The sequence below is a fragment of the Bifidobacterium sp. ESL0825 genome (genome assembly GCF_052606465.1).
The window spans coordinates 72,584-92,767 of the sequence record NZ_CP199589.1 but is presented as its reverse complement, the minus strand read 5'-3'; the positions used below and the strand labels follow the sequence as shown (position 1 = coordinate 92,767).

15 protein-coding genes and 1 tRNA gene are annotated in these 20,184 nt (G+C 63.1%); 4 read left to right on the top strand and 12 right to left on the bottom strand.

Annotated elements, in window-relative coordinates:
* Positions 1 to 85 precede the first annotated feature (85 nt).
* Both ACUIAG_RS00350 and ACUIAG_RS00345 read left to right on the top strand, forming a co-directional pair.
* Positions 86 to 1,378: an MFS transporter gene (locus ACUIAG_RS00350; RefSeq protein ID WP_445339797.1), complete on the top strand. Its 1,293-nt coding sequence runs from the start codon at positions 86 to 88 to the stop codon at positions 1,376 to 1,378.
* A 50-nt stretch (positions 1,379 to 1,428) separates the two neighbouring features.
* Positions 1,429 to 2,952 carry a glycoside hydrolase family 32 protein gene (locus tag ACUIAG_RS00345; RefSeq protein WP_445339796.1) on the top strand — a complete coding sequence of 508 codons (1,524 nt, stop codon included), beginning with the start codon at positions 1,429 to 1,431 and terminating at the stop codon, positions 2,950 to 2,952.
* A 240-nt stretch (positions 2,953 to 3,192) separates the two neighbouring features.
* Here the strand turns inward: ACUIAG_RS00345 and ACUIAG_RS00340 are convergent, their stop codons facing one another.
* From ACUIAG_RS00340 to ACUIAG_RS00300, 9 genes are all read right to left on the bottom strand, one after another.
* Positions 3,193 to 4,389, bottom strand: coding sequence for an MFS transporter (locus ACUIAG_RS00340; protein WP_229133121.1), 1,197 nt, complete (start codon positions 4,387 to 4,389; stop codon positions 3,193 to 3,195).
* A 91-nt stretch (positions 4,390 to 4,480) separates the two neighbouring features.
* Positions 4,481 to 5,911 carry an amidohydrolase gene (locus ACUIAG_RS00335; protein ID WP_121913994.1) on the bottom strand — a complete coding sequence of 477 codons (1,431 nt, stop codon included), beginning with the start codon at positions 5,909 to 5,911 and terminating at the stop codon, positions 4,481 to 4,483.
* Positions 5,912 to 6,079: 168 nt separating this feature from the next.
* Entirely contained in the window at positions 6,080 to 6,874 is a 795-nt protein-coding gene (locus ACUIAG_RS00330; RefSeq protein ID WP_445339795.1) for an isoprenyl transferase, read from the bottom strand.
* A 3-nt stretch (positions 6,875 to 6,877) separates the two neighbouring features.
* Positions 6,878 to 7,600, bottom strand: coding sequence for a DNA repair protein RecO (gene recO / locus ACUIAG_RS00325; RefSeq protein ID WP_045924065.1), 723 nt, complete (start codon positions 7,598 to 7,600; stop codon positions 6,878 to 6,880).
* Positions 7,601 to 7,615: 15 nt separating this feature from the next.
* Entirely contained in the window at positions 7,616 to 9,268 is a 1,653-nt protein-coding gene (locus ACUIAG_RS00320) for an alpha/beta hydrolase family protein (RefSeq protein WP_445340405.1), read from the bottom strand.
* A gap of 101 nt (positions 9,269 to 9,369) precedes the next feature.
* Positions 9,370 to 10,599, bottom strand: coding sequence for a flavodoxin-dependent (E)-4-hydroxy-3-methylbut-2-enyl-diphosphate synthase (gene ispG, locus ACUIAG_RS00315; protein WP_180335377.1), 1,230 nt, complete (start codon positions 10,597 to 10,599; stop codon positions 9,370 to 9,372).
* Complete coding sequence (gene dxr, locus ACUIAG_RS00310; protein ID WP_445339794.1) at positions 10,596 to 11,870, bottom strand: 1-deoxy-D-xylulose-5-phosphate reductoisomerase; 1,275 nt, start codon at positions 11,868 to 11,870, stop codon at positions 10,596 to 10,598. Before dxr ends, ispG begins: the two co-directional genes overlap by 4 nt.
* The gene (locus ACUIAG_RS00305) at positions 11,867 to 13,540 is read right to left on the bottom strand and encodes a DivIVA domain-containing protein (RefSeq protein WP_445339793.1); all 1,674 of its coding nucleotides are present in this window, start codon (positions 13,538 to 13,540) and stop codon (positions 11,867 to 11,869) included. Before ACUIAG_RS00305 ends, dxr begins: the two co-directional genes overlap by 4 nt.
* 101 nt (positions 13,541 to 13,641) lie before the next feature.
* A tRNA-Val gene (locus ACUIAG_RS00300) sits at positions 13,642 to 13,715 on the bottom strand.
* Between the two features lie 132 nt (positions 13,716 to 13,847).
* Here ACUIAG_RS00300 and ACUIAG_RS00295 point away from each other — a divergent pair.
* Positions 13,848 to 15,392, top strand: a complete 1,545-nt coding sequence (locus ACUIAG_RS00295; RefSeq protein WP_445339792.1) for an MDR family MFS transporter — start codon at positions 13,848 to 13,850, stop codon at positions 15,390 to 15,392.
* Between the two features lie 119 nt (positions 15,393 to 15,511).
* On the opposite strand, the gene ACUIAG_RS00290 is transcribed toward ACUIAG_RS00295, so the two are convergent.
* Positions 15,512 to 15,928 carry a DUF3052 domain-containing protein gene (locus tag ACUIAG_RS00290; protein ID WP_045924062.1) on the bottom strand — a complete coding sequence of 139 codons (417 nt, stop codon included), beginning with the start codon at positions 15,926 to 15,928 and terminating at the stop codon, positions 15,512 to 15,514.
* A 51-nt stretch (positions 15,929 to 15,979) separates the two neighbouring features.
* A complete protein-coding gene (locus ACUIAG_RS00285; RefSeq protein WP_445339791.1) occupies positions 15,980 to 16,846 on the bottom strand; it encodes a S16 family serine protease in 867 nt (288 codons plus the stop codon).
* Between the two features lie 94 nt (positions 16,847 to 16,940).
* On the opposite strand from ACUIAG_RS00285, the gene ACUIAG_RS00280 reads away from it, so the two are divergent.
* Positions 16,941 to 18,578 carry a zinc-dependent metalloprotease gene (locus ACUIAG_RS00280; protein ID WP_445339790.1) on the top strand — a complete coding sequence of 546 codons (1,638 nt, stop codon included), beginning with the start codon at positions 16,941 to 16,943 and terminating at the stop codon, positions 18,576 to 18,578.
* A gap of 46 nt (positions 18,579 to 18,624) precedes the next feature.
* Here ACUIAG_RS00280 and ACUIAG_RS00275 read toward each other — a convergent pair whose 3' ends face one another.
* Positions 18,625 to 20,115, bottom strand: a complete 1,491-nt coding sequence (locus ACUIAG_RS00275; protein ID WP_045924060.1) for an ATP-dependent helicase — start codon at positions 20,113 to 20,115, stop codon at positions 18,625 to 18,627.
* Positions 20,116 to 20,184: the final 69 nt, after the last annotated feature.

Sequence of the window (20,184 nt, the reverse complement as noted above, 5' to 3'; positions counted from 1 at the left end):
ACCAGGATCCGCTCTGCACACAGACCGCGCATCGGACCTGGAAGCACTGCGGGGAAGCAGTGCACAATAGGGAGAGAGGGGCAGCATGGCCGCCAAATCATCAGCATGGAGGAATCCATCATATTTGGAATCCTCCACCGGAATATTCTTCTTCTTCTGCGCCTGGGGCATCTGGTGGTCCTTCTACCAGCGATGGCTGGTAACGGGGCTTGGCATGACCAACACCCAAGTGGGCAACATCTACTCCATCAATTCCGTGGCCACCCTGATCATCATGTTTGTCTACGGGGTGATCCAGGACGAACTGGGCGTCAAGCGCCGTCTGGCCGTCTTCATCGCGGCCATCGCCGCACTGGTGGGGCCCTTCGTCCAATTCATCTATGCGCCGCTCATGCGCTCCAACATCATGCTGGGCGCCATGCTTGGCGCAGTGGTCCTCTCTGCCGGCTTCATGTCCGGCTGCTCCCTGATCGAGGCCATCACCGAGCGTTACTCGCGCAAGTTCGGCTTCGAGTATGGACAGTCCCGGGCCTGGGGCTCCTTCGGCTACGCCATTGTGGCCCTGATCGCCGGCTTCGTCTTCAACATCAACCCCATGATCAACTTCTGGCTGGGCTCAGCCTTCGGCCTGTGCATGCTGCTGGTCTACGCCTTCTGGATCCCGGACGAGCAGCGTGACGAGATCCGCCGCGAATCGACCCCCGAGGGCGAGAAGTCCCAGCCTTCACTGAGGGATATGCTACACGTACTGGGTATGCCGGCCCTCTGGCTGCTGATCGTCTTCATGATCTTCACCAACACCTTCTACACGGTCTTCGACCAGCAGATGTTCCCTACTTACTACGCCAACCTCTTTGCCACCCCGCAGCTGGGCAACCAGGTCTACGGCATCCTCAACTCCTTCCAGGTCTTCCTGGAGTCGGCCATGATGGGCGTCGTACCTGTCATCATGCGCAAGATAGGTGTCCGCAACTCCCTCCTGCTGGGCGCTACGGTCATGTTTGCCAGGATCGGCCTGTGCGGCTTCTTCCACGATCCGGTCATGGTCTCCATCGTCAAGCTCTTCCACTCCATCGAGGTTCCGCTCTTCAGCCTGCCGGCCTTCCGCTACTTCACCCTGCACTTCAACCCCAAGCTGTCCGCCACCCTCTACATGGTGGGCTTCCAGATCGCCTCCCAGGTCGGCCAGGTGGTCCTGTCCACCCCGCTGGGCATGCTCCACGACCGGGCCGGCGACCGGGTCACCTTCTACACCATCTCCCTGGTGGTGCTCGCGGCCCTGATCTACGGCATCTTCGTGCTCAAGCGCGACGACCAGCAGGTTGACGGCGATCCCTTCATCAGGGATTCGCAGAAGTCCGCCGTAACCCGGGGCTGATCCCAACGTCAACCGTAATCAGCACCCATCCAACCCGAGAGGATTCAAGGATGAACCAGCCAACAACCAAGGAAAACGCCGACATGAGCGCTCAACTGGACAAGGCCCAGAAGAGCATCGATAGGCTCTTCGCCACCCGCAATGACCGCTGGTATCCCCAGTGCCACATCGCCTCCAAGGCCGGATGGATCAACGACCCCAACGGCCTGAGCTACTACAAGGGGCGCTATCATGCCTACTTCCAGCTCAATCCCTACGGGAGCGAGTGGGGAAACATGCACTGGGGGCATGTGTCCAGCGCCGATCTGGTCACCTGGCGGCGCGAGCCCCTGGCCATGGCACCCACCCTGGAGGTCGAGAAGGACGGAGTCTTCTCCGGATCGGCCGTGGTGGGCGACGACGGCCGTCTGACCATCTACTACACAGGTCACCGCTGGCGCAACGGGGTCAACGATGACGACGGCAACCTCCAGGAGCAGTGCATGGCTGTCTCCTCCGACGGCATCCACTTTGAAAAGAAAGGTGTTGTGGTCCCCTGCCCGGACGACAAGATCCTGCACTTCCGCGATCCCAAGGTGTGGAAGATGGGCGGGCTCTGGTACATGGTCTTCGGAGTCAGCACCCCCGCACAACGCGGCGAGATCTGGATGTACACCTCCAATGACATGGAGCACTGGACCTTCGACCGGGTGATCTATCGGCACCCCGACCCCGAGGTCTTCATGCTGGAATGCCCCGATATGTTCCCCCTAGAGGACAAGTGGGTGATCTGCTACTCGGCCATGGGCTTGAAACCCCATGGATTCGAAGCCCGCAACCACAACAACGCCGGCTATGTAATCGGCAGCTGGCAGCCCGGCGGCGACTTCCATCAGGAGACCGAATTCCACCTCTGGGATGACGGCCACAACTTCTATGCCCCGCAGACCTTCCAGGCCCCTGACGGCCGCCGACTGGTCTTCGGATGGATGAGCCCCTTCACCGAACCCATCCCCATGCAGGAGGATGGCTGGTGTGGCCAGTTCACCGTGCCCCGCGAAGTCACCCTGGCCGGTGATCATCTGCGCTGCCTGCCCATACGCGAGTTCTCCAACCTGGACCAGGACCAGAAGGATTTCGGTCCCATCGAACTGGAGGTCAACGGCAGCCAGGATCTGGTGGACGACGCGCAGACCGCCGACATCACTATGGAAATCGACCTGGCCAAGTCCCAGGCCGAGCGCATCGGTTTGGAGATTCACCGGACCCAGTCAGGCGATCATACGCTGGTCTGCTATGACGACCAGCTGGGCCGCGTGGTGCTGGACCGCCACTGCAACACCTACGGGGATCGGGGTTACCGCACAGCACCCGTCGACAAGTCCTCGGGAAAACTCAAACTGCGCATCATCGTGGACCGGGGCTCGATCGAGGTCGTCGTCAACGACGGGCTGGAGATCATGTCCTCCTACTCCTTCCCCGCTGAAGGACCGCGCGGCATCCGTCTGATCGCCGAGTCCGGCGAGGGCAAGGCCCTGATCGACTCCCTCTCGATCGCCAGACTGGGCACCATCTGGGAAGAGCCGGATCGCTGATCCGACTGTCCGAGTCGGCACAGGAAAGGCCCGCCCCCTGAATTACTCAGGGGGCGGGCCTTTTGCTTGGTAAGCATCGCCTTCAAGCATCCGTGGTAAGCATCAAAGAATCGAAGATCCCAGAAGAGGTACCGATCCTTCGGCACTGATTCCCTGTCATGGACCGGCGGCCATGACTGCGTCACAGCCGCCTAATCTTCGAGACCAGAAGCCATTGATGTAGCCGATCCGACTTCGGCTTTACTTGCCGACCTTGACCAGCAGAGCCATCAGCCCGGAGGCGATGGCCGCCGCGCCCATGAAGAGGAAGGCTCCGACGAAGGAACCGCCGGCCGCCTTGACCAGGTAGCCGATGATCATGGGGGCCAGGAATCCGCCCAGGGTGCCGCCGGTATTGATGATGCCGATGGCGGAGCCGATGATGTGCGGGTCCATGATCTTGTGTGGCCAGGTGAAGATGCCGGTGAAGGCCACCACGGAGACGCAGGATACCAGGATCAGCAGCAGGAGGGAGAGCCAGATGTTGCGCGAGAAGACAAAGCATACGACCAGGACGGCGCTGATCACCCCGGCGCCCAGAATGGCCAACTTCTCCCTGCCTAGGAAAAGCTTCGAGAGCAACTGACCGGCGTAGATGGTGGCGACGGTCGTGAAGACCGCGTTGACCGCCAGCAGGATGCCGGCCTGGCCAATCGTAAGACCGAAGGTGTTTTTGATGAAGGTGGGCATCCAGGAGATATTGCCGTACAGGAGGATGTTCAGCAGCAGCATGGCCACGAAGAGGACCAGCACGTTCCGATTCTTCAGAACCTCGAGGAACCCTGCCCCCTTGGCTCCGGGCTTCTGGTCAGCCTCGGGCTGGCGGGGCTTGGAGGGCACGAAGATCAGGATGCAGACAAAGGCCAGCAGGTAGAGGGTGCCCAGCACAGCGTAGGCCAGATGCCAGTTGATGGCGACCAGGTTGGCGCCCAGGACGAAGGCCAGAATGCCGCCTATGCCCGAGGTCGACAGGATCAGCGACTGGACGAAGGTACGCCGCTCCTGGGGGAAGTTCTCCGCGATCGACTTGGAGCAGGAGGGCGGGTAGCCGCCGTGGCCCATGCCAGCGAAGAACCGGACGATGATGAAGAAGGCCAGACCATTGGCCAGGCCGAACAGGTAGCTGAACAGACCGATGATGATCATGGAGGCCATCAGCACACGCTTGGCCCCAAGCCGGTCGGCCAGCCAGCCGCTGGGTATCTGCATGAGCGAGTATCCCAGGAAGAAGGCCGACATGATGATGCCTGTCTGCCCCGAGTCAAGGTGGAACTGCTCGGATATGGGGATGATGGCGGTCGAGATCATGTTCTTGTCCATGTACACGATCGAGTAACCGGCCATCAGGGAAAAGATCAGCGTTCCGCTCGCCGTTTTTGAGGATTGCTTGATTGCCATTGGTCTGTCATCCTTCAGTAGAAACCGGCCGCCGCCGGGCAAGGTGATCCCGCAAAGATCACAGGGCCTGGCGGCAGCCGAACAGTAGAGGTCAGTGGGGCATCACATCGTCAGGGATGACGACCTTGTACTCCTGGCCGGCGAAGGTCTTGTCAAAGTCCTCCTTGGCGGCCTTGACCAGATCCGGGTCGGTAAACGCATCATAGGCGGTCAGGGCCAGGGTCTTGCCCGCGGCGAGCAGACCCTTGTGGGCCACCGAGGACTTGCCGTTGGCCGCCCACTGCCAGGAGTGGGCCGAGGTGCCCTGGGGCTCGAAGCCGCCGCTGAACTGGGCGGTGGGCGTCTGCCAGCTGACATCGCCGACATCGGTGGATCCCGATGCCGTATCGGTGAAGACCAGCGGGTACTTCTTCAGGGCCATGGTTGACTCGGCCATCTTCCTGACTTCCTCATCCGTCAGATCAGGGAAGGCCTCCTTGGTGCGGCTGAGCACCCGCTGCTTGCCCGCCTCGGGGACCGTGTCCGTGTAGCGGCGCTCGTAGTCCAGCTCCTGCTGGTCCAGGGGCAGCGGGCCGACGAGGTCCAGGTTCCTGTCTATGGCCTCGGTCAGCGGATGGTTGGGAATGAAGTTGTAGCAGGCCGCGTCGAACTCCTCCTTGACCTGGGTCTCGGTCATCAGGGCCGCACCCTGGGCGATCTTCTCCACACGCTTGAACAGATCCTGAGCCTGGTCCATCCTGGGGGCGCGCACGAAGTAGTAGAGCCGGGCATGGGACTGCACCACGTTGGCCGACTCGCCGCCTGCGTCGATGAAGGCGTAGTGCACGCGGGCCGCATCGATCATGTGCTCGCGCAGGAACTGCACGCCCACGTTCATCAGCTCAGCGGCATCCAGGGCGCTCCGGCCCAGCTCGGGAGCCGCAGCCGCGTGCGCCGGCACGCCGGTGAAGTCGAAGTAGGCCTGCAGGACCGCCAGGCTGGAGGAGCCCCAGGCCTGGGTCACATCCGAGGGATGCCAGGACAGAGCCAGATCCAGCCCGTCGAAGACCCCGTCCCTGGCCATGAAGGCCTTGCCGTAACCCGACTCCTCAGCCGGGCAGCCGAAGACCTTGATGGTCCCCTTGAGGCCCTTCTCCTGCATGAAGGTCTTGATGCCCACGCCTGCCGCGACGGCGGCCATGCCCAGGATGTTGTGGCCGCAGCCTTGCCCGTTGCCGCCTTCGACCAAGGGCTTGTGCTCGCCCAGGTCGGCCACCTGGCTGAGCCCTCCCAGGGCATCATATTCGCCGGTGATGCCGATCACCGGACGGCCCGAACCCCAGGTCGCCACGTAGGCGTAGTCCATATGGCCCACGCCCTTCTCGATCTCGAAGCCCTCCTGCTCCAGCACCTTATAATGCTGCTGGACCGACTCCTTGACGGCAAACCTGGTCTCGGGGGTGCCCCAAATATGATCGGCTGCCTCGATGAACTCCTGTGACTTGTCCTCGATGATCTGCATGATGCGTTGCTTGTCGTCCACGCCTGTCGACTCCTTCGTTTCGTTTGCTGCGCTGATTTCCACGGCGGACACATGGCCTGCTCCGCTGTGATAAGTCACAGACTACCTTTCATGGGCGTTACGAGGGTGTTCAGACGTGTAAATTTGGACGACTATGGGTAACCTCACAAAATTGGAGGTTCTGTCTTCTCAGGCATTCTCCACGCCGCCAAAGCGCCTGTCCCGGTGGATGTAATCGTCGATGGCCCGCCAGAGCACCTCACGCCCGCAGTCCGGGAAGAGCTCAGGGACGAAATCCAGCTCCGCATAGGCCGCCTGCCAGGGCAGAAAATTGGAGGTTCGCTGCTCCCCAGAGGTGCGCATGACCAGGTCGCAATCCGGAATGTCGGGGTTGTAGAGGTGCTGGGCGATCATCTTTTCAGTCACCTTGGAGCCCTTGATTCGCCCAGCCGCGACTTCTCGGGCGATGTCTGTGGCTGCATCGGCCAGCTCAGCCCTGCCCCCGTAGTTGATGCAGAAGATCACATCGATCCTGGTGTTGTGGCGGGTGCGCTCCATGGCCGCCTCCAGCTCGTCCATGACCGACTTCCAGAGCCGTGGCCGACGACCCGCCCAGCGCACGCGCACTCCCCAGTCGTCCATCTGGGCCACCCGGCGGTGGATGATGTCCCGGGAGAAGCCCATCAGAAAGCGGACCTCAGCCGGCGAGCGTTTCCAGTTCTCCGTGGAAAAGGTGTACAGGCTCAGGTAGCGGACCCCGGCCTCAATGGCCCCGGCTATGGTGTCGAAGACCACCGGCTCGGCAGCCCGGTGACCCTGGGTGCGCTCCATGCCCCTCTGCTTGGCCCAGCGGCCATTCCCATCCATGATCACACCCAGGTGCCGCGGGACTGAGCCCTTGGGGAACTGCGGGATACGCGCGGGGTCGGAGAAGGGGGCTGCAGGCACATCCAGAGAAGTGTAGTCGACGGGGTCAAAGCTCATGCTTCAAGAATCTAATAGCCGCAGAGACCTGATGGGCCGCTCCAGGTAATATTCGCCCCATTTCTCAACAAGACCGTCGCAGAGGGGGGTGGAGTCCTTGCCGTCCAGTTTGGACCAGTCCCCGCTGCTCAGCGCCCGGAAGCGGGCCAGGGTGGCGGAATCCACTGCCACGGCGTCGGTAGGCCTGTCCCGGCTGCAGACCACCCCGCCGCCAGGCACCGAAAAGTGGGTCAGCTGGTCGGTCCGTCCGCAGACGATGCAGGAATCCAGCCGGGGCCTCCAGCCAGCCAGCGCCAGGGACCGCAGCAGGTAGGAGGCGCCGATGTCACGGGGTCCATGCCGGTGACCAGCCAGACTGGCCAGGGCGGAGGCCAGCAGACGGTATTGCTCAGGGGCCGGCTCGTGCTCGCCCACCACCAGCTTGTCGGCGGTCTCAAGCATGACGCCCCCGTTGGCATAGAGATCATAGTCGGCGCATATGGCATCCGCATAGGCGGCTATGCAGACGGCCTGGGAGACGATGTCCAGGTTGCGGCCACGGGAAATGAGCAGGTCGTCACGCATGAATGGCTCCAGCCGCGCGCCGAAGCGGGACTTGGTCCGTCGCACCCCCTTGGCCACGGCCCTGACCTTGCCGTGTCCCCTGGTCAGAATGGTGACGATCCGGTCTGCCTCACCCAGTTTGACCGTTCTGAGGACCAGGCCCTCGTCACGATAGATAGCCACGACGGCCCCGTCCTTTCATTGGTAGATGAACAGGCCCCAGAAAGCGAAGATCAGCAGGACTCCGAACATGGCCAGGGTGGTGACGGTGAAGAGCGCGACGCCAAAGCGGGTGGAGGCCAGAACCGGCCTGGGATCCAAGTTGCGCATCTGCTGACGCAGACTGGGGCCGCCGGCCTTGCTTGTGCGGACCTGGTCGGGCAGCCGGTCCAATCCCCTGAGTGAGGCTACCTCGACCATACGGGCGAAGGTGCGCGACCAGGCCCAGATGACCAGGGCACAGACCACCTGGATGACCGGCCAGCTCCAGTAGCTGACCCCAGCCTGGTCGGGCACGCCGCCCCAGCCCAGGCGTACCACGGCCATGATGACCTGGCCCAGACCAGCTCCGAAAAGGACCAGGGTAGCCAGGGTGGTGCCGGTAATGGTGACCAAGGTGCCGCCGAAGCCATGGCTGAAGCCCAGGACCGGATCCTTGCGCCGGCGCAGACGGAATAATTTCATCAGACCGGCCGCCAAAGCCATAATCAAGGCCGCCAGCAAAAGCACCAGGGTCAGCAGGTGCAGGACCAGCATATAGATGGTCAGCGAGCGTCGCCCCCGCAGGTCAGTAGGCACGGCGATGGACTGGTGGATGGTGGCCCCACCCACGCTGGGGCTGGTCTGATGCAGGCCATGGACCTGACCCACCGCCCAGTCGACCATGTCCTGCTGGTAGTGGTCGGCCAGGGGCGTGCCGGTCCGGGCCTCATCTCCCAAACGCAGCACATGGTTGGAGACCGGGTAGGAACGCACAGTGACGTTCTCGTTGCCCGAGGCGTGGGCCTGGGCGAGCACGCGTTGCACCCCCTCCACCTGGGCGGTCATGACATCCTTGGCCCCGTAGGCCAGTAGGGTGGGAATGGCATAGGTGCTGCGGTCGGTGGGGTCGATGTCCAGATTATTCAGGCCCAAGAGGGAGGCATCGGTGCTGAAGAGCCGACGGACCACCGACTGGTAGCCCTGGTTGGCTCCGGCAATGGCGAAATCCTGGGCTACGAAGAAGCCCATCGCGTGCCGCGGCGAATAGACCATGGGGCTCAACAGGATCTGGAAGGCGATCCGGTGGTCCATGGTCAGCAGCATGGCGGCGATCCAAGTGCTCTCGCTGGTGGCATAGATGCCTACCTTGGATGCATCCACATCAGCCCGGTCGCGCAGCAGATTGGCAACCCGCTCGTAGGCCTTGGCCGAGGCGGGATAGTCCCGGTCGGCATCCGTGGTGGACCAGACCGGCTTGTCCAGCACGGCGGTGACGAAGCCGGCAGAGGCCAGGGTTCGGGCCACATCCCCGAAGGAGTTGTCGCAGGTGCCGTAACCGGCGCCGTGCATGAAGACTACGGCTGGCCGATGCCCTGAGGCCTCCTTGGGGGCGCGGATCAGTATCCGGATGCGTTGGTGCTCGCCGGTGGAGGGCCGCTCCACGTTCAGTTCCTGGTGACGGGATTCGACCTGGTACTGCCCCACGGTATCCCTGTCAACCCCGGCAGGCCAGTCGAAGGTGACCGCGGTGTCCGAAGTCAGGGTAGGAAAATTTTGATCCACTGGTTCGTATTTCCAGGGGACGGCGGTCAGGTGGGAGACGGAGGCCAGCAGACCCATGAGGATGATGAAGACGGGCAGGCTGGTCATGAGCCGCCTGACCCTGCTCCACCCGCTTGCAGGGAGGGAACGCTCAACCTCTTGGGACACGTCGGCCATTGTAGCCGTTGGCGGGGATGGCGCTTACGCCCTCAGCTGGCACGGCCGGTGACCGGGACTACCATGGGCCCTGCCTCCGGCAGGGTTTCACCCTGGGCCGCCGCCTTGGCATCCATCTGGGCGGCGATTTCCTTGGCCCGTTCCAGCAGCGTGGGGACAATCTGATCCTCGGGCACGGTCTGCACCACCTTGCCCTTGATGATGATCTGGCCCTTGCCGTTGCCCGAAGCCACCCCCAGATCGGCCTCCCTGGCCTCGCCAGGTCCATTGACGATGCAGCCCATGACGGCCACCCGGATGGGGGCGGTGATGTCCTTGAGCCCCTCGGTGACCTCCTTGGCCAGCTCGATCACGTCCACCTGGGCCCTGCCGCAGGAGGGGCAGGAGATGATGTCGAAGTGGCGCTGGCGCAGCCCCAGGTACTCCAGGATCTTGCAGCCCACCTTGACCTCTTCCACAGGCGGTGCGGACAGGGAAACACGAATGGTGTCGCCGATGCCCTCGGCCAGAAGCGCGCCGAAGGCCAGACAGGACTTGATGGTCCCCTGCCAGGAGGGCCCGGCCTCGGTCACGCCCAGGTGCAGGGGCCAGTCGCCCTTGGAGGCCAGAAGCCTGTAGGTCTGGACCGTGGTGACGGGATCGTGGTGCTTGACGGAGATCTTGAAGTCATGGAAGCCCACGTCCTCGAACATGTGGGCCTCTTTCAAAGCCGAGGCGACCAGGGCCTCAGGGGTGGGTCCGCCGTAGCGGGCGTAGATGTCCTTGTCAAGGCTGCCGGCATTGACCCCGATGCGCAGGGAGATGCCTGCATCGGTGGCGGCCTTGCAGATCTCGGGGCCGACCTGGTCAAACTTGCGGATGTTGCCCGGGTTGACCCTGACGGCTGCGCAGCCCGCATCGATGGCCTGGAAGACGTACTTGCTCTGGAAGTGAATGTCGGCGATGACCGGGATGGGCGACTTCTTGGCAATGATGGGAAGCGCGTCGGCATCGTCCTGGCTGGGCACAGCCACCCGTACGATGTCGCAGCCGGCGGCAGCCAGCTCGGCGATCTGCTGCAGGGTGGCATTGATGTCAGCGGTGACCGTGTTGGTCATGGACTGCACCGATATGGGGGCTCCCCCGCCGACCGGCACAGGCCCCACCATGATCCGACGGGAGCGGCGACGAGGATGCAGCGGAGTCTGGCTGATGGCCTGCTCGCCTGTCTTGCGGAACCCCTGAGAGGATGTTGACTGTTCGGTCTTGGGAATGCTACTCACGCTGTCATGTCTATCAAAGCATCAGCCCTTTGGCGTGCCTCATGCTCGACTTGCTCCATTACCTCCACGGATGTGAATGTTCCCGGAAGATGCGTTTCCATGGCATCCATGACCGAACGGATGGTTTCGACGATGCCCAGGTAGGGCAGCCGGTGATCCAGGAAGGCCCTGACCGCCTGCTCGTTGGCGGCATTGAAGACCGCGGTCATGGGCTCGCAGCTTCCCAGGGCCCGCCTGGCCAGGTTGACCGCCGGGAAGGCCTCATCATCCAGGGGCTCGAAAGTCCAGGTATTGGGCTTGGACCAGTCGCAGGCCGCAGCCACATGGCCGAGACGGACGGGCGCCGACAGGCCCAGGGCGATGGGCAGACGCATATCCGGAGGGGAAGCCTGGCTTATGGTGGCCCCGTCCTGGAACTGGACCATGGAGTGGACCACGGACTGGGGGTGGACCACCACGGTGATCCGCTCGGGCTCGATCCGGAAGAGCCGGCTGGCCTCGATGACCTCCAGCCCCTTGTTGACCATAGTGGATGAGTTGATGGTGACCACCGGACCCATGGACCAGGTCGGATGATTCAGGGCCTGCTCAGGGGTGACCTCGCGCATGGCTTGGCGGCTCCAGCCCCGGAAAGGACCTCCCGATGCGGTGACCACCAGACGGGCCACCTCTCCATGCTGCCCCGAACGCAGAGACTGCCAGATGGCTGAATGCTCGGAGTCGACCGGGTTGATCTGACCCGGCCGTATCTCGGCATCAAAGAGCAGATGGCCGCCGGCCACCACGGACTCCTTGTTGGCCAGAGCCAGCTGGGATCCGGCCTGCAGGGCCGCAATGGACGGGCGCAGACCGACTGATCCGGTGATGCCGTTGAGGACCATATCACTTCCGGAGCCGGCCAGAGCCTGGACCGCCTCCATGCCTGCTTCTACTTGGATACCAGTCAATCCCAGAGCCTTGAGCGCCTGCTGCAGGGCCGGAACCTGGGCCCTGTCGGCCAGAGCCAGACGGGTCACGCCAAAATCACGGGCTTGACGGGCTAGGAGCTCAACATGCGCACCACCAGCGGCCAATCCAGTCACCTGGAACCGATCCCTATGACGACTGATCAGATCCAAGGCCTGGGTACCGATGGATCCTGTGGATCCCAGGATAACCAGACTGCGAGACTGGTCGGCATCGTCCCTGGGCGACCAATCCGCCAGGGTACGTTCACGCTCGACCGGCAAACCGGCCTGCACGCCTTCACTCATCACTGCCAACTGACTCATCGACCGCCTTTATCCTGCTCCCCCTCGTCGCCGAAGGCCGGGAATGAAATATCAGGGATGTCCAGATCCATCTTGGGCAGATCCTGGTTGAGCAGGGAGTTCAGGTAGGAATCCGGATCCTGGTCCTGCTTGTTCCCCTGCGTGTTTTGTGAGTACCGAGGCTTGGCCCAGTCGGGCGTATCCGTGCTGCTTTCGGCTGTTTCGGCCCAAGGACGCTCCTGGGTCTCAGGTGCTGCTGGTGCCGGCTCCTCGTAGCTGCCCAAGGGCCCGCCTGCGCCCAGAGGTCCGTCGACAAAAGGCGAAGAGATAACTGAGGTGGATCCTGGCACAGAAGAGTCTTCGGCATCAGCCTCGTTCGAGGGGGACACCGGTGATTCCGGTCTTGTGGCGGGGGCGGATGCGGCAGGTGTCGAGGGGATCGGCTGGAATACCGTCGGCTCAGGAGCCTGCGGTGCGGGGGAAGGCGAAGGAGAGGCCGTCGGGTTCAAAGGCACGGATTGTACAGCCGGCGCGGGTGCAGCCGAGCCTGCAGCGGAGACTGCAGGAGTATAGCTGGTTGGCGCAGAGGTGGGCATAACCGATTCAGGCCGACCGGAGACAGCCGGACTTGCAGGAGCAACGGCCGCTCCGCCGCCGACATCGACTGAGGATGCAGACCGGGCTGAAGCTGTTGAAGGTGTATCAACACCGGTATCCACAGCCGCTCCAGCGCCGTCCTGAGCCAGTCGCTGGTTGACCGCTGAAGCCAGGGCACTCAGGGAGCTGTTGGGCTGGGCCGTCGGCACCGTCTGCGTGCTGGCAGCGGGAGCATCGAAGATGGCCCGTTCCGCCTGATGCAGTTGAGCGAAATCGTCCTGACTGCTTTGGTCCTCCGCAACAGGGGAAGCATTGGGGATGCTCCAAGCGGGTTCCTGACTCTGTCCGATCAGCGGCTGAACGCCCGAGGCTGAAGAGTCCTGCACAGGAAGCTGCGATTGCGCAGGAACAGCGGCAGGCGCCGTTGAACTCGCGCTTGCTCTCTTGGCCCTCTCGCTGACCCTGGCGAAGGACTCCAGCTGCTCCAGAAGCTCGACGGCCTTGGCCAGGAAGAAGTCCACCTGGCGCTCGTCATAACCCTTGGGCCCCCGCCGCTGGGTGAAGATGACGTTGGAGACGCGGTCAGCCGTGATGTCGGTGTTCTTCGACTTGCCCGAGTCCGTCTTCCGCCCCTCCTGCAGGTTGAGCTGGTCAGAAGTCTTGTTGAGGACCTGCTCGATCAGCCGCTCCACCTGCTTGCAGTCGTATGAGGGCATGCCGGGATCCCCGCGCTTGAAGACGCTGCCTGAGGGCCTGCCGGCATGAGTGGTCAGCTCCGATTGCAGACTGACCATTCTGGTCGTCCAACCATCCACGCCCACCCGGGCTATCTCCAAGCTGGTCTGCCTGTCGGAAATCACCCTCTCCAGTCGGGAGAGGGCTGCATCCACCTGGGTGATGATGTAGCCGTTCTTGCACAGGTCAAAGGAGGCGTTGGCTATCTCCTCCTGGGTCAGATCAGGATCCTGGCTCTCATAGAGCGAATGCGCCCGCTCCAGGAAGGCGTCCACCTGCTTGGTGTCATACCCCCACTTGCGCTTGCCCGAGCGCGCGATGGTCGCCTCGGTTCCACGGGCATCAGGCTTAGCTGACATCAGGCATCGACCTCCTGACCTTTCTTGCCAACGATCGTCGTGCATCGATTCTACGTGAGCGCTAAGACGCGACTTCGGGCACGCCCCCTCAAAAACCCCTGTGGTCCCGCCCGGACTCGAACCGGGGACATCCACCGTGTAAAGGTGGCGCTCTAACCAACTGAGCCACGGGACCAGCACACTACCTTAGCAGAATACACGGTGACAAGGCCGCACGGTGCGGCTATAATCCACTAGGAATTCGCGGGCCTTGTCCGCAAAAAGAAGAGAAACACACCATATACACCGTATAAAAGGGGGGTTCGGATTGTCACAGACAGTCGATACAGGCAGCGGCAGGAAGACCAACCGCACCCTGGTGACGGTGGCGGTCTTCATCGCCACCTTCATGACGGCCATCGAGGGGACCATCGTCTCCACCGCCATGCCCACCATCATCGGGGACCTGCATGGGCTGTCCATCATGAACTGGGTCTACTCCATCTATCTGCTCATGACAGCGGTCACCACGCCCATCTACGGCAAGCTTTCGGACCGCTTCGGCCGCAAGCCGCTGCTGACCATCGGACTGCTGGTCTTCGTGATCGGATCCACCCTGTGCGCCCTCTCCCAGTCCATGCCCCAGCTGATCGGCGCCCGTTTTCTGCAGGGCCTGGGGGCCGGCGCCATCCAGCCGCTGACCTACACGGTCCTGGCCGACATCTATCCCCTGGACAAGCGGGCGGGCATGATCGGCCTGAACGGCTCGGCCTGGGGCATCGCCTCCATCATCGCCCCCCTGCTGGGAGGCTTCATCGTCCAGCAGATAAGCTGGCACTGGGTCTTCGCCATCAACGTGCCCATCGGCCTGCTGGTCATCATCATGATCCAGATTTTCCTGAGCGAGCATATCCAGGCGCGTGAAACCCGCGTCGACTACATCGGCATCGGACTGCTCAGCGTCTGTCTGATCTGCCTGATGCTCTGCCTGCAGAGCCTGGGATCGGCGGGCGATACGCGAATTACCCTGATCTTGGCTGCAGCCACCGTGGTCACCTTTGCCCTGCTGCTTCATGTGGAGGGCCGCCAGGAGGACCCCATCCTGCCTCTGCGGCTCTTCCGCATCAGGACCTTCGTCATCCAAAACATCTGCATGCTCCTGGTGGCCGGATTCCTCATGGGCTTCGACACCTACATGCCCATCTGGATGCAGTCTGTTCTGGGAATGAACCCCTCCCTGGGCGGCTTTGTGGTCACCCCATCCTCCATTCTCTGGCTCCTGGGCGCCTACTTGGCCGGACCGCTGACCATGCATCACCCGCCGCACCGGGCCACCAACATCGGCCTGGCCTTCATCCTGACGGCCTGCATCTGCTACATAGCCGTCCCCCAAGCCACCGCCTACTGGGTCTTCCTGGTCATCTCGGCCGTGGTCGGCTTCGGCTTCGGACTGACCATCACCACCTCGACCATCACCGCCCAGAGCGTGGTGCCCTCAGGCGACGTGGGCGCCTCGACCAGCTTCAACACCCTGGCTCGGTCCCTGGGGCAGACCCTGATGGTCTCCATCTTCGGCATCGTCATGAACACGGTCATCGCCCGCGAGGTGCCTGAGCATAAGGGACTGACCGAGGACATGATGAACAGCATGATCAACCCGGCCACGGCAGGGAGCATTCCATCGCGTCTGCTGGGCCCGGCCCGCACCATCGTCTTCGACGGCCTGCATTGGATCTTCCTGGTGGGCCTGGTCATCTTGATCATGGCCCTGGTGGCCAACCTCTGCGACATCCGTTCGCGCACCCTGCTGGCCGAATATCAGAACAAGGCCACGACGGCGGATCCCGCCATTGCTGAGAAGAGCGTGCAGTAAAGACCGCTGGGCAGACGGATTCCTCCGGGGAATCCCTTATGAAAGACAGCGAGGTGGCGGGCATCGGTTGATCCTGATGTCCACCACCTCGTTCATTGGCGCTTCTGCAGCCAGAAAACTTACTTGCCCTTGCCGAAAGCCCGCAGCTGGGTGGCGTTCCAATCCTTGCTGGCGGTGGTGGGCATCAGGGCGTTCATGCCCGCGGTCTTGGCCGCATTGGAGACGACCCCTGGAGCCGATGCCCCCGGTCTGCCGGGTTTGGGAGTCAGCACCCAGAACGGCGCACCCTTGTTGACCATGGCCGAGGCATCCATGATGGTATCTGCCAAATCGTCCTCGGCATCGCCGTCCCGCCACCAGATGATGACCCCATCCACGGCTGCGTCATAGTCCTCGTCCACCAGCTCTTCGCCGGTCAGATCCTCGATCCTGGTCCGGATCCCGTCGTCGACATCGTCGTCCCACATCCATTCCTGAACGATATCGCCGGGATGGAAACCGAACTCTTCCGCTGTATAGGTTGTAGTCTCAGCCACGGCTTCAGCATAACAAGACTGCCGGAATTCACCAATTGGACCGGCCTTGTCTTATCTGCCCTTGGCGGCTGTGCAGCGGGGCAGCCCCTCCCCCTGGCCATGGCCGATGGCCACCAGGGCCTTGTAGGCCTCGTCCAAGGTGGATACCCGCACGTCGCGCAGTCCCTGTGGCACATGGCCCGCCACCTGTGGGCAATTAGCCGCCGGGGCCAGGAACCAGGTGGCGCCGTCCCGCCTGGCGCCCAGCATCTTCAGCTGGATGCCGCCGATGGCACCGACCCGTCCCTTCTGGTCCATAGTGCCGGTACCTGCGATGGTCAGACTACCGGTCTCCTGCTCCGGAGTGATCTTGTCGATGGCCCCCAGGGTGTACATGAGCCCAGCCGAGGGACCGCCGATGTCGGCCACCCTCATGCTGAACTGCAGGCCTGAGACGTCGTATCCCCGGGCCTTGAGGAAGGCCAGAGCCTGGGCCGAGGCAGCCTTCTGGGAGCCGTGCATATCACCCTGCTCCTGGCGCCTGTACTCCTCCACACTCTGCCCGGGAGGCACCACGGCCTCCTGGGGAAGCACCGTGGCGTGGGGGTCGGCCCAGCCCACCAGGGCATCCAGATTGGAGGCCGGATAACCGGGGATTCCGCGGGCATTGACCGTGGTCATCAGCAGACGGCCCTTGTCATGGTGGACCTGGCCGCCCTTGACCTTGATGACCGGTGAGCCTTTTGAACTTCCCAGCACATCCTGGGTGGGTCCGGGCGTCTCGATGGTATAGGGCGAGGGGAGGAAAAGCACCAGGAGGGCCAGAATGATCAGAAGACCGCCGACCAGCATTTTGCGGGTGGGTCCGCCAAGCGTCCCGATTTGCCTTTCGGGTGCGCCTGTGGCGCAGTGATCCGATTTCCCGTGCGGAAGTGTCATAGCTCCAATATTATGGTTGATGAAGACGATAATCCCGGCAGACGTCGACCTCGATGGCGGACGGCCTGCCTTGGCGAGGACTGGAATCAAAGCAATGGACGAGAATGCAATCCACCAATGGCTCATCGAGTGCTTCGGCCCGGTGCAGGGCGAGCTGGCCTGGAGTCAGTTCTCACAGCTGCCTGAGTCCATCCGCTCGCAGATGGCGGCCCAGGGAGCCGATCAGCTGCCCAAACCCGCCGAGGTTCAGGCCCTGATTCAGGCTTTCACGGCCGGAGGGCTGAACACGCCGGCTGACATGCAGGCCCAGGCCGACCGGGGGCCCATCAACCTTGTGCTGGCCAAGAACATCGCCCTGGGACGCACCAGGGCCGACCAGTCCGATACTACCGTCACAGCCGAGGACAGCGACCGCGTGGCCCGGGTCATGAGCGAGGCCAACCTCTGGCTGGACACCGTCTGCTCCTTCGACCCCGCCCCAGGCCAGACCGAAGCCTTGACCCGTGCCGGATGGATCGAGGGCAGCATAGACGCCTGGGTCCAGTTCGCCTCGCCTGTGGCCCAGGCGGTCAGCGAGGCCCTGACCTCCGTCATCAACCAGCGCTTCCAAGGTTTCGACCAAGGCGAGATTTCGGGGATGTTCGCCGGACCTGTGCCCATCCCCCTGCCCGACAATCTCAAGGATCCGACCACGCTGATGAGACTGCTGGGGAACACCTCATTCGCCATGCAGCTGGGGCAGGCCGCCGGCGAGCTGGCCAAGGAGGTCCGCGGAGGATTCGACCAGGGCATCCCGCTGCTGAAGAACCCCGCCGGAGCCCTTATACCGCAGAACATCAAGGCCTACGCCAAATCATTGGAACTGGATCTGGACGAGGTCACCCGTTACATGGCCCTCAAGGAGGCCGCCCACGCCCGGCTCTACGCCGCCGTCCCCTGGCTGATGCCGCGCTTCGAGGCCCTGATCGGCAAGTACGCCCGGGGGGTCTCCATCGACCTGGACGCGGTGGAGGATCAGCTGCGCGACGCCGACCAGATCAATCCCGAATCCATCGCCGGCGCCATCAACCTCAGCAATGTCGGCATCGAGGACACCCCTGAGCAGAAGGAGGCCCTGCACAGCCTGGGCGACCTGCTGGCCCTGGTGGACGGCTGGGTGGATTGCGTGATCTGGAATGCCGGAATGGCCCACCTGCCCCACCTGGAGCAGCTGCGGGAGATGACCCGACGCGAGCGCGCCGTAGGGGGGCCGGCCGAGCAGACCTTCGAGTCCCTGCTGGGCCTGCATCTTCACCCCAAGCGGCTGCGCGAGGCCGCCGACCTCTGGGAGCGCATCACCGCCGAGGAGGGAGTCCAGGGCCGTGACGGCCACTGGTCCCATCCTGACCTGCTGCCTTCCCTGCCTGTCAAGGACGAAGGCGGCCAGGGCGGAGCATCCACCTCTGCAGATGGGCAATCCGAGCAGAAGGCCTCCACTTCCGCCACCTCGGTGGACTGGGATGCCGAGCTGGACAAACTGCTGAATGCCGAAGACAAGGATTCCTCTGCCGATCTGGCCACCCCTGCAGACTCCGACGCTTCCGATTCCGACGCTTCAAATGACCAGGAGCATTCAGACCACGAAGCCCCCGGCAATCAGAAAAGCGCCGGCACCGATTCCAAGGACCCCGACAGCGGTCACCCGGACCAGAACAACTCAGACAAGGGCGATTCGGACGGCAACCAAGCTTGAATCGCACTCCCTCTCCCCGCGTTCCGAGGGGCCGAGTCGATAGTGCTCAGCGGTGAATGAACCGGCTGGGAGCACGCCGGGCAAAGGCGCTGCCGTCCTTGTGCTCCGCATAGGAAAGATGCAGGGTGTCCTCTGCTCGGGTCACCCCTACATACATAAGGCGGCGCTCCTCCTCCAGAGCATCCCCCTCGGGCGGTGAGCCAAAGGGAATCAGCCCCTCGGCACAGCCCACGATGAAGACATGGGCGAACTCCAACCCCTTGGCAGCATGAATGGTGGAGACCGTGACCCTCCCCTGGCCCATGCCGCTCTCCAGCTGCTCCAGTACCTCATGTTTGCTCAGATCGACCGACTGGTTCTGCCAGCCCGACTCCGTGCGCACCCGGTAGCCGATCCCGCATTCGTGCAGGGCACGGCAGATCAGGGTCTGCTGGGCGTTGATCCGGGTCAGGATTGCAAACTGGCCGGGACGGGCCCCCTTCCGGATCATGGAGGATATACGGGAGGCCACTGCCCCAGCCTCTTCACCATCGTCCTCGTAACGGGTCATCGCGACCCTGCTGCCCTCCTGGCGGGCTGATGCCAGCTTCAGGTAGTCGTCACGCACCGGCGAGCGAGCCAGAATGCCATTAGCGTAGTGAACCACTCTTCCCGTGGACCGGTAGTCGGTGGTCAGGTCCAGATCGGCCTTGATTCCCGGGAATTCCTGGGGAAAGTTCAGCAGATAGTAGGAGGTGGCCCCCGCAAAGGAGTAAATGGTCTGGGCCGGGTCCCCCACCACGCACAGGTTCTGCCTGCCGTTGAGCCAGAGCTTGAGCAACCGATGCTGCAGGGGCGAGACATCCTGGTACTCGTCCACGGTCAGCCAGCCGATGCGGTCTCGAATGTCAGCAGCAGCCTGGCCGCCCTCTTCCAAAATGTGGCAAACCAGCAGAAGGATATCGTTAAAGTCCATCTGATTATGGGCGGCCTTGGAGCTCTCGAAGACCGTGTACAGGTCGGCCATCCGATCAGCCTCCAGACCAGCCGGCGGCAGACGGTGACTGGCCGCGCAGACCCGAACGTAGTCCTGAGGGGCGATCAGCCCCACCTTGGCCCAGTTGATCTCCGCAGTCAGGTCCCTGACCTGGCCCGGGTCGGCCTCCTCACCGCAGACCCGCTGGCAGGCGGAGGACACCAGGGGGGCCACATCCTCGATCAGATCCGGAAGATAGGTCTCGCTGACCTGGGGCCAGACCCGCCTGAGCTGGCGCAGGGCCGCCGAGTGAAAGGTCGCCGCCTGCAGGGAGGCCGACACGCCAAGCTTGGTCAGACGATCACGCATCTCGGCTGCGGCACGGACCGAAAAAGTCACTGCCAAGGTTCTGGAGGGCTCCCAGCTGCCACTGGCGCAGGCATAAGCCATACGCCGGGTGATGGTCCTGGTCTTGCCAGCCCCGGCCCCTGCTACGATCCGCACAGGCCCGTCAAGCACAGTGGCCGCCTGCCGCTGGGCAGGATCCAGACCCTGTAGCAATCGTTCCTCATCCTCATGCACACCCCCATTGTGTCAAAGGCCGGTACCGGAACCCGCTGCGGCGTGCCATGTGGTCAAGTGGACAACCGT